This window comes from Acidisphaera sp. L21 (genome assembly GCF_009765685.1).
GTDB lineage: Bacteria > Pseudomonadota > Alphaproteobacteria > Acetobacterales > Acetobacteraceae > LMUY01.
Genome location: NZ_LMUY01000128.1, coordinates 1 through 8729 on the forward strand (window position 1 = coordinate 1; position 8729 = coordinate 8729).

Annotated in this window: 5 protein-coding genes and 3 pseudogenes; 3 read left to right on the forward strand and 5 right to left on the reverse strand. The window is 57.8% G+C overall.

Annotated elements, in window-relative coordinates; translation table 11 throughout:
- A pseudogene (locus GSQ76_RS32885) lies at positions 1 to 381 on the forward strand (hypothetical protein); the annotation flags it as partial.
- Positions 306 to 1055: an IS21-like element helper ATPase IstB gene (gene istB / locus GSQ76_RS24070; protein WP_158746649.1), complete on the forward strand. Its 750-nt coding sequence runs from the start codon at positions 306 to 308 to the stop codon at positions 1053 to 1055. The pseudogene GSQ76_RS32885 and the gene istB, both read left to right, overlap by 76 nt.
- 382 nt (positions 1056 to 1437) lie before the next feature.
- On the opposite strand, the gene GSQ76_RS24075 is transcribed toward istB, so the two are convergent.
- The 5 genes and pseudogenes from GSQ76_RS24075 to GSQ76_RS30945 form a co-directional block, all read right to left on the reverse strand.
- Positions 1438 to 1986 (reverse strand): hypothetical protein, encoded by a 549-nt coding sequence (locus GSQ76_RS24075; protein ID WP_158746650.1) that lies wholly within the window; start codon positions 1984 to 1986, stop codon positions 1438 to 1440.
- Between the two features lie 875 nt (positions 1987 to 2861).
- Positions 2862 to 3038, reverse strand: a complete 177-nt coding sequence (locus tag GSQ76_RS24080; protein ID WP_158746651.1) for a hypothetical protein — start codon at positions 3036 to 3038, stop codon at positions 2862 to 2864.
- A 387-nt stretch (positions 3039 to 3425) separates the two neighbouring features.
- Positions 3426 to 4904, reverse strand: coding sequence for a hypothetical protein (locus GSQ76_RS24085; RefSeq protein WP_158746652.1), 1479 nt, complete (start codon positions 4902 to 4904; stop codon positions 3426 to 3428).
- A gap of 1825 nt (positions 4905 to 6729) precedes the next feature.
- Positions 6730 to 7733: pseudogene (locus GSQ76_RS24090) on the reverse strand (DDE-type integrase/transposase/recombinase).
- On the reverse strand, positions 7649 to 8314 hold the full coding sequence (locus tag GSQ76_RS30945; protein ID WP_174247394.1) for a transposase: 666 nt from the start codon (positions 8312 to 8314) through the stop codon (positions 7649 to 7651). Before GSQ76_RS30945 ends, GSQ76_RS24090 begins: the two are co-directional and overlap by 85 nt.
- A gap of 54 nt (positions 8315 to 8368) precedes the next feature.
- Between GSQ76_RS30945 and GSQ76_RS24095 the strand changes: the two are divergent.
- Positions 8369 to 8729: pseudogene (locus tag GSQ76_RS24095) on the forward strand (transposase); the annotation flags it as partial.

Sequence of the window (8729 nt, forward strand, 5' to 3'; positions counted from 1 at the left end):
GGTCCATCAACGGCCATGCTTTGTCAGCTGATACTCGAGCACCGCCCCCACCCTGAGCAGGGGTTCCGATCCTGTTTAGGCATCGTGCGCCTCGCCAAGTCTTTCAGCGCAAGCCGGGTCGAGGCGGCCTGCGAGCGGGGGTTGCACGTCGGCGCCAAGAGCTATGGCTCGATCAAATCCATTCTCGATAGTCGGCTCGACGGCCAACCCGTTCAAGGCGCCGAGGCAGCAGGCGAGGACGAGGCCCTTGCTGTCCTTCACCGCAATATCCGCGGCTCCGGTTATTACCATGGAGGAGAACATCTGTGCTCAACCACCCCACTCTGGATCAACTCAACACCCTTGGGCTGCTTGGCATGTCCAAGGCGTTCAGCGCGCTAATCGATAACCCCGAATCCAGCAGCCTGGGCCATGCAGACTGGCTCGCCCTGCTCTTGGATCGAGAACTTGTTCATCGACAGGACAAACGTCTCGGCGCGCGTCTGCGCTACGCCAAGCTGCGCCATCAAGCCACGCCAGAAGACATAGATTATCGCGCTGTCCGCGGTCTCGACCGCGGCCTGCTCGCAAGCCTCTTGAAAGGTGACTGGATCAAGGCCCATGAAAATTTGGCCATCACCGGCAAAACCGGTCTTGGCAAAAGCTGGCTCACCTGCGCCCTCGGCCATAAGGCCTGTCGCGATAACTATTCCGTCCTCTACGTTCGCGCCTCCAAGCTTTTCGATGAACTCGCCCTTGCTCATGGCGATGGGAGTGCTGGACGCCGCCTCAAGAACCTCGCGAACGTTCAACTTCTCATCATCGATGACTGGGGCATGGCCCCCCTTGGACCTCAGGCGCGTCACGACCTCCTCGAGATCCTCGAAGACCGATACGGCCGTGCGTCCACCATCGTCACCAGCCAACTTCCTGTCGAGGCCTGGCATGGCGCCATAAACCAGGCCACTTACGCCGACGCCATCCTCGACCGGCTCATCCACAACGCTCACCGAATGGAGCTCGCAGGAGAATCCATGCGGCGCGCGACGACAAAGAACCCGGATGCGGCAGCGTGATGATCACTTCGCTACTGCCCTTTTTACGAAATCGACCGGCAAATCGAGCTTGACGGAAATCACTCCACACCCTCAATAAAGACGACCAACGAAGGCCTTCCAGATGGGCGGCATCATTTCGGAATGATGGGCGCCATCATCTTGGATTAGGTGGGCGGCATCATCGGAATCCGCAGCAGTTCTCCTCGTCGAGTGAGATGTCGGTAAGCTTGCAGGCGACGAACTCCACCAGTCTGTACGTGGCGTCGTACCGTTTTCACCCGTCCGAACCTCCTCCAGCAGGTGTGCCAGGTGCTGCTGTCAATCACGCCGAACAACACGCCCCAGTCGAGGTCGGCGAAGCCCACCACGTTCGGCTGCACAGTTCCGCCGTCGTGTACCGTCATCGGGTGGAAGGCCCGACCCGTTGGTTCGGGTCGCGGTCCAGCAACTCCTTGCCCAGCCGGCTGCTCGACAAGCGGAGCATCGCCGTGTCGTACATGACGTGCCGCACGGTGTGCCATTCGGTTTCGATCCAATGGCAGATCAGCTCGTGGTCGTAGCCGTAGATGTCGGATCCCTCAATGTGGAAGCTGTTCATCATGCGGTGGCCGCCGAGCGCGGCGATGAACGCGGCGTTGCGGTCGGCGAGTTCGCCGGCGAGGGTGGCGTCCGCCAATTCCGCCGTCCGCTTGGCGATAAAGTCGGCGGGAGAGAACAGGTGGAGCAACCCGGGTATGACGGCGTCGCCGACGCATTGGAAATTCCCGTCCTCGCCCAAGTAGGCGAGGATGTCGCGCAGCCAGAACCCGCTACTTTTGCGGAGGATCGCGGGATGGGTCGTGAGCGTTTTGGCGCCGTGGCTAGCTTTGAGGTAGAATGTTCCCACACCCCGCCATGGCGCATTGAGGTCGGCTGCCTTGTCCAATGCCGATTCGAGGAAGGCGACCACGCGCGCGCAGACGGGGTGCTCTGCGTGCGGGGCGCGGCCGTTGCCGCCGCAGAACACCCGGAAGAAGCCGAACCGGGCTTTGGGCTTGCGCCACCGTCCAAACGAATTGGAGCGGTGTCACCGGGTCGGGCAGGTCCATGTTCAGCACCACCGGCTGCCAGCTCCGATTGGCGCGCATGCGGCTGAAGCCCTTGTGGGCGAGCAACTCGCCGAACACCGCACGGCGATTTCGGGGTCGAAGAGCGCCCCACCGACGTGACCACCCCTCCTCCGAACAGCAGCGTCATCAGCACTTCCGAGCGCGCCTGGCTCAGGTTTTGTCCCGGGAACAAGAGCCGCAGCGAAGGGACAATTTTTGATAACCGGATCTAAAGGCGGAAAGCCGGCGCAAGGCGCAACCTCGGTGGTCGGCATTTATTGCTCCGTTCCTGCCGTCCGCGGGCGAATTAATCGGCAATGGCCATAACCTGACGCATCAGCGGTCTGCTGACCGTTGCGTCAGTAATCGACGAAGTCGGTGGTTTCAAACTCGATTTCGGGGCTTCTGAGCCTGACTATAAGAACTCCAAGTGCGACGGAAAACCCTGCAATAATGAAGCTCAAGCTTAGGGGTAACATTGGATCACTAACCTTCTGTGTTTCGTATTGAAAGCAGGATGACTTGCCTATATTAACAGAAAACAAGAGTCGCGATCTAGCTAGCTAGGCTAAGATCGAGACGCTACTGGTAGGTCTGAAGAAGGACTAATAGCAAACACCACCTGAGCAGCACAACCATTGTTGGTTTAGCAGCTGGTCGCTTGTGCGGGTTTGGAGCGGAAAGGCAGAGTCGAACTACTACCTGCTGTCTGGAAGACCGCCGCTCTACCATTTAGCTATTCACGCGCTCTGGTCGGCAGTCGCCCATTGCCAGCTTTGAGGTAAAACGGTGCGATCAGACCAATGATGGCTGACCACGGCACGACGCCTTCCATCTCCCTCAGAAACGTCTTTCGTCGCGTTGTCTTGGCGTCGCGATCAAATCCAGCCGTCGCCAACGTCGTCTGCCGCATACCACCGCCCCTCCTCAAGACAGCATGAACGCTAGTACGCACAGCGCATCATGTCGACCAGAACTTGTTCAGACCCTCTCTCAGGGGATCAACAGCCTGCATTCGACGGTATCAACGGTGGACCGCAGGCATTGCTTTCGGAAAGCGGCCGGAACGCTTGTCCGCAGGTATGGTGGACAAGAGGTCGCTGTAGTACCACGGCTCTTTGATTTGCCCGGCGTTTTCACCTGCACGAGGTAAATGTCATGCATCATACGTCCGTCTGCGCGGATCCAGCCACCTTATGCATAAACATCGTGCACCGAGTCCGACACGAGATAGCCATGCTGTCCAAGTTGTGTGACAATGATCGCAGGTCGGTGCGTAGATATATCGTGCGTCAAAGCTTCAGTGTAACGACACGATTTTATTGCCGCTGCGATATGTGATGGCGTTCGTATTGGCAGTTCCATTATCAATGATCGCTACGCCGGTGGAGGACGTCGTCGTCAGGTCGACATTCGTGGCAGTTATGTTTAGTGTCGAAGTATCGAGCGTCAGTGCCGCGCCAAAGAAGGCGTATTGATTGTTCGAGGTATTATCGTTGGCACTGACTGCGGTATAAAACTCGCCACCAGTCACGAACGTGCAATGGATACCATTATTGAGTGTATAGATATTTCCGCTGAGTTCATTGTCGTGAACGTGGCTCGTTTGCATTCCGATGAACGTCAGGGCATACTGTGCTGCCGAATTGGCTGTTGGACAGCTCGTTGCTGTGAGCTCGACGGCATTTGTGTCGGCTAGAACTAAAAGATGGTTGTCGTGGATGAACGCTTGGTTCGTATAATTAAAAAACAACGCTGAGGCGTAAGCGGTGAATTCGGCGCCGACCAACTCCAATTGGTCAATGGAGAACCCGTTTACCTTGCCACTCGCGTTGGCGATAAACCAACTTATGTAATTACCAACACCCTGCGGTTTGTTGAGGGTTACGCCTTCGGAATAGTCCGTTTGTGACCAACCATAGTAGCATGCGAATGCGGAGGTATTTCGGAATGTCGCACTCTCCACCTGACCGTACTCGAAACCAGCTCCCGATGTGCCGATTGTGGGTCGGCCACCGCCACCCTTGCAGCCCACCTGCACGTTGTCGATCATCGCATTCCAGGCACCGTAGATCTTGATGCCGCCCATGTAGTAAGCACTAAACGGCGTCACTTGAGATGATAGGACCTGCACGTTCTGGATGAACAGGTTCTGCGCATACGTGCCGTTCTTTCGGACGTGCGTCATTGGGTCGGACACAACGGGAAAGCTGACGTCCAGCGGAACCGAAGGTACGATGCCGTTGGGCGGAATGCCGAATGAGAAGTCTCGGAATGACAACGTCTTGTTAATGTCAACTTCAGTAACTGTGAGCGGAGCGCATCCACTGATTTGGGGGATGATCTGTGTTGCACCCTGGCCGGCGCCGACAACCTCGACGTTTTGGCTGGTTGTGATGGATTGGCATGTCAGCGACTGATAGCGGCCATAAGGAATGTAGATGCGGCCACCTGCGGGGAGCGCGCTATAGGCATTTCTGAGCGCCAATGCGATATCGTTTCCAGCTGCCGGCAAAAATCCCACGATGTTTAGAACGTCCGATGCGATTGCCGATTCCGTGCGGGCAATGGCGCCGTGGCTGTCGGTGACGTGCTGTCCAGAAGAATCGTTGTTGCGATCTTGCGTGACTTGTGCAGCTTGCTGGACGCGCTGAAGAGCAATCGGATCGCCTGGGAGATAAGGGGCGCTATCATAGGGTCTGGCAATAACTCTTACGGATTGCGTGTGCGCCAATCCAGAGATCAGAAGAAAGATAGCGAGTGCCGCGAAGAGCTTCATGTCAGCATTCATAGCCTAATATTTCGCAATATATAGCCCGGCTCCACCGCTGCCGCCAACACTGCCAGAGCAGCCGCAACCGATCTGACCGATGGCATTTCCGCCGCGTCACCATCTGCACTGTGTCGCTAACGGCCTCAATGGCACCGCGCGCTGACCACCAGGATTTTGGCCTTTGGTCGACAGGGCGTTCTGCCCGCTTTCCTCGAGCGAGGCGACCGACCTCAAAGCCGATGCCGAACGTAGTGATGCCCGCTCCGTTCGTGGTAGACCCTGCCAGCACCGCCTTCATGGCAGACGCTATGGTATCTGAAGATATTGTGCCGCCGGCTGCGCCGTTGGTTAGCGTGTAGGACGTAAGGCGCCGCACTCTGGTGCTGATGGACGGTGTGCGCGAATATGTGCAGCGTATTCGTAGTGCGAGACGAGAGACCTGAGGCTACGCCATTGCTAGCGCGAAGGGCTATCGGCCACAGTCCGGAAGTCTGTAAATGATATGTGCTTTGATGATTGGACAAAGGCGAGTCGATCACCGCTACGGCGAAGTAGTCGAAAAATGTGTTTCAAACCAACGTGACACGCGCAGAAGAATAGCGACCGATCTCCCCTCTCACATCTATCACGGTAGAGACGCCCATTACTGAGCCCCCCGCATAGAACCGTACGAGCGGCTTGCCTGCATACGGCGCCTACCTCGGGTGTTTGACGGCAAAGCGAACGCTCGGCCAAAGGTGTAGGATACGAGGCTTGGGAGCCACTCCTCAACCGGCTGGGTAATCCGGTCCCACGTCTTTCGACCCCTCTGGCGCCGCCGCCGTAGCACGCGTTCCCATAAGACAGTGACGTGGTATCGGAAGGCCGCGAGAGCCCTGCTGTTGGTCAGCACGGCGTGGTAGTTGAAGAACCCTCCCGCAACCCGCTTCAGCCATCCTCCCTGTTCGGAGATTGGCCAGTGCATGCGTCGCCGCATTTTCTCCCTTGATTCCAGAACCCTCGCCATCATACGGTTTCGCTGTGTCTTCCAGACCGTTTGGAAGCGGCCCTTTGGGGGACTTACTACAGATGCAGGCCAAGCCAAGCAAGAGAAGGTCTCTGGCTTGCCCAGCCCACGCTGTTCGCGCTCGGCTGCCGCGTGGCGGCCGAATTCGATCAGGCGAGTTTTCTCCGGATGCAGCGACAGCGCAAACTCCTCCAGGCGCAAGCGCATCATGTCGAGGAACCGACGACGGTAACATCCGCGTAGCGCAGGATGATCATATCGCCTGTCGGCTCCCGCTATCGCCAACGGTTAGCCCTGTGGTCGTAGGCATAGTGTAGGTAGATATTGGCAAGTAGAGGTGAAATCACCGATCCTTGCCCGTTCCCCTGTCATTCGTCTTAAACTCGTGCTTTAAGCACTCCCACCTTCATCCACTTTTTCGGACCAGGCGGATGATGCGCGGATCACCGATTCGATGTTCAACGAAACAAGTGATCCATGGCTGGTCGACCATGTCGAAAAACGATTGAATGTCGGCGTCCAGTGCCCAGTTCACCTTCCGGCTGGAGATCCCGACCACCTACGCGTCCGGCGCATCGTGCTGGCCGCGACCCAGCCGGAAACCATACGAGAACCCAAGAAATCTATCTCGTAGATCGCGCTCAGCACCATCGCGACCGCGCCTTCAACGTTTTTGTCCTCGACTGCGATCGCGAGTGGGCGCTGCCGTCCGTCCTCCTCGATATATACACCCGGCGTGACGACCGAGGCCGGTATTTTCCCCCTGTGGACCCGGTCGTGTAGTTCCTCGAGCCTAGGCCAGGTCTGCTTCGTAGCCTGACTAGGTTACGCCATTACACTCCTGTCTGGTTGTGAAACCTCCTTTGCGGCTTCAGCAATAAAGCGGGCCTTGGTGGTATCGCAGGGGCCTGCCTGGCCGGTTGCCTTTGTGTTGGCGTGTCGTAGTCGGGCTTGGAGGCGTTCGGCGACGACCTGGTTTGGTGTCTTGGCATCCAGCACGCGCTGTCGTCGTGCATTGTAAGCTGCGTTGAAGCCGCGCAGCAGCTGTTCAAGGGCTCGGTGCGAGTAGACGTTGATGTCGAGCACTTCGCTGGTGATCCTGCCGTTGAAACGCTCAACCATGCCGTTAGTCTGCGGCGTCCGAGGCTTGGTATGGCGATACTGTGCACCTAAAGCGGTGCAAGCCTTGGCGAATGCGGGCGTGAAGCAACTGCCGTTGTCGGTCAGCACGTGAGTGAGGCGGAACGGGAACGCGGCGGCTGCCTCGCGCAGGAAAGCGATGGCGCTTTTTTCGGTTTCGTCGTCCTTGACCGCGAGATGGACAGAGCGCGAGCAGCGATCAATGGCCACGAACAGAAAGCGCTTGCGCCGTTCGCCGTTGGCCGTTTGTAACTTTGGCAAATGCTTGATGTCGATGTGAATAAAGCCAAGGTCGTAGTCGCGGAAGGTGCCTTGACCCTTAGCAGGGCGGCCGGAGAAGGATTTTACTCTTCGGTTCAGGCCTTCGGCCTTAAGGATACGCCAGATGCTGTCTCGATTGAGGTGCGGCAGGAAGTGGGTGACGACGAAGGTGAGATCGTCGAGCGGGAAGTTGGTGGTACGCCGCAGGTTGCAGACGATGGCGCGCTCTTCTTCGGTGGCTTTCCAAGGGAGCTGATGCGGACCGGCGGAACGATCGAGGCAATCTGCCGCCCCGCGCTTGCGCCATTTGCGCACGTCTCGGCGCTAATGCCGTAGCGCTGCGCTACGATGCTGCTGGATTCGACGGAGCGGGCGATCTCGGCGCGGGTGGCAGGCGTGGTGCGGGCGTTCGGATGGATGTGCAGCATGGGTCACCCCTGTCCTTGTGCGGCGAGTAAACGCTGGAACCGGTAGGTGTATTTGACAATAGCCAATCCGACCGGATCCCAACAATGTTCCGCGACCAAACGACTTTAAGACGTTTAGCGTCTTCCTCCTCGATCGTCGGAATGGCGACCATTTCGCAATGTCCACGCTCGCCGCGCAACCATCCCAAAAACACGCGCACCAACATCGCCGTGTCAAGCCGATCAGTTTTTGCCCGTCGATGCTCGCGGGACACGGCGACGCTCGTTGAGTGGATAACGTGCGTTTCGATGCCGTTTGCGCGTAACCACCGAGCCAACCAGAAGCCGTCGCGCCCAGCTTCATACGCGACCACAAAGGGCTCAATCACAGCTCCATTTTTGACTGCCTCATCCCGCGAACGCAAAAGGACCTTGATTAGATCCTGTTCATCTGGTTGGAGTTTCTTCAAAGGTTGTCGTGAGAGACCTGGAATTACTCCATTCACAAGCCAGCTCGATAGACTCAACTCAATGACGGCCACCAAAGTATTTATCTGTACAAAGGGGGTTCCGGACATGCTCAGATCAGCGGGTTGCGTCATCAGAAGCTCCTCGATCACTCTTCGGGGGGACTTTGCCTCCTTCCCCGGTCGCCCATAGCTTCTGTGGGCGTCAACACCGATGGGCGGCGCGAGGTGCTTGGTGTCGCCACCGGCCCGTCCGAGGCGGAGACCTTTTGGAAGGGCTTCCTGCGCTCGCTCGCCGATCGCGGCCTGCGGGGCGTCAAGCTGGTGATCTCCGACAATCATAAGGGCCTGCGTGTCGCCGCCTCACGCGTCTTCCACGCAGCCATGCAGCGTTGCCGCGTTCATTGGATGCGCAATGTGCTGGCGCATGTTCCGGCCAAGCAGCGCCCTGGCGTCATCGCAATGATCAAGACCATCTTCGCGCAAGAGACTGCTTAAGATCTACGGGCACAATGGAAGGTCATCGCCGATGCGTTACGTGAGCGAATTC

What these genes read in the sequence shown, in the direction of transcription:
- GSQ76_RS24080 (WP_158746651.1), bottom strand. Translation starts at nt 3,038, where the DNA reads ATGCGGCAGACGACGTTGGCGACGGCTGGATTTGATCGCGACGCCAAG.
- GSQ76_RS24085 (WP_158746652.1), bottom strand. Translation starts at nt 4,904, where the DNA reads ATGAAGCTCTTCGCGGCACTCGCTATCTTTCTTCTGATCTCTGGATTG.
- GSQ76_RS30945 (WP_174247394.1), bottom strand. Translation starts at nt 8,314, where the DNA reads ATGACGCAACCCGCTGATCTGAGCATGTCCGGAACCCCCTTTGTACAG.